This is a genomic window from Streptomyces rubellomurinus (assembly GCF_000961885.1).
GTDB classification, from domain to species: domain Bacteria; phylum Actinomycetota; class Actinomycetes; order Streptomycetales; family Streptomycetaceae; genus Kitasatospora; species Kitasatospora rubellomurina.
The window spans coordinates 1-1081 of record NZ_JZKH01000252.1 but is presented as its reverse complement, the minus strand read 5'-3'; the positions used below and the strand labels follow the sequence as shown (position 1 = coordinate 1081).

Sequence of the window (1081 nt, the reverse complement as noted above, 5' to 3'; positions counted from 1 at the left end):
CGGGATCCTGGACCTCGTCCTGGCCGCCGGCCGTGAGCTCGGCGCGGGCCGGGTCGAGGAGCTGGCGCTCGTGGAGCCGCTGGTCCTGGAGGGCCCGGTCCGGCTGCAGGTCGTCGTCGGCGGTGTGGACAACGGCCGCCGCCCGGTCTCCCTCTACAGCCGTCCCGAGGACGCGCAGGACGGTTGGACGCTGCACGCCTCCGGTGAACTCGCCGAGGAGAAGGGCGAATCGGACGGCTTCGACGCTCTCCGTCACTGGCCGGTGGTCGGTGCCCAGCCCGTGAGCCTGGACGGCTTCTACGAGCGCTTCGCCGCCCGGGGCTTGGCCTACGGCCCGGCGTTCCAGGGTCTGACCGAGCTGTTTCGTGACGGCAGCACCGCGTACGGGCTCGTCCGGCTCCCCGAGGGCCTGAAGGCCGACGAGTTCGGCGTTCACCCGGCCCTGCTGGACGCCGCCCTGCACACCCTGGTCGCCGCCCAGGCGCAGACCGGCGACAGCGAGAGCGTTCTCCTGCCGTTCGAGTGGAGCGGCGTCGAGCTGTTCGCCGTGGGCGGCACCGAACTGCGCGTCCGCGTCGACCTGAGCGACGGGGGCACCGGCGACCAGCTCGCGCTGTGGGTCACCGACGCCGCCGGCCGGCCGGTCCTGCATGCGCAGGGCCTCCAGCTGCGCGAGGCGACCGCCGAGCAGGTCCGCGGGGCCGCCACCGTCGACCACCTCTACCGCGTGGAGTTCCAGGAGCTCCACCGCCTCCAGGAGCGGACCCCGCTGCGCGCACTGGTGCTCGGCGGTTCGGGCGAGATCGCCCGTGCGCTGGGCGCCGAGCACGTGCCGGACCTCGACGCGCTGCTCGCCGCCGGCACCGAGGTGCCGCAGCTGCTCGCCGTCGACCTGACCGGCTGGGCCGGACGCTCGCTGGACGAGGCGCTGGCCGAGGTCCTGGTGCCGGTGCAACAGCTGGTCGCAGAAGCGGCGTTGGAGTCGGTCGAGCTGGTGTTCGTGACGCGCGGCGCGGTGGCCGGCGATCCGGTGCAGGCCGCCCTGTGGGGCCTGCTGCGGACCGCCCGCACCGAGTACCCG

The 1081-nt window shown here is 74.5% G+C and carries 1 protein-coding gene; it reads left to right on the top strand.

The genetic code is table 11. The features are described 5' to 3' along the window. Positions 1–1081 (top strand): polyketide synthase dehydratase domain-containing protein (locus VM95_RS37625; RefSeq protein ID WP_045705974.1); only part of this gene is annotated, 1081 nt, incomplete at both ends.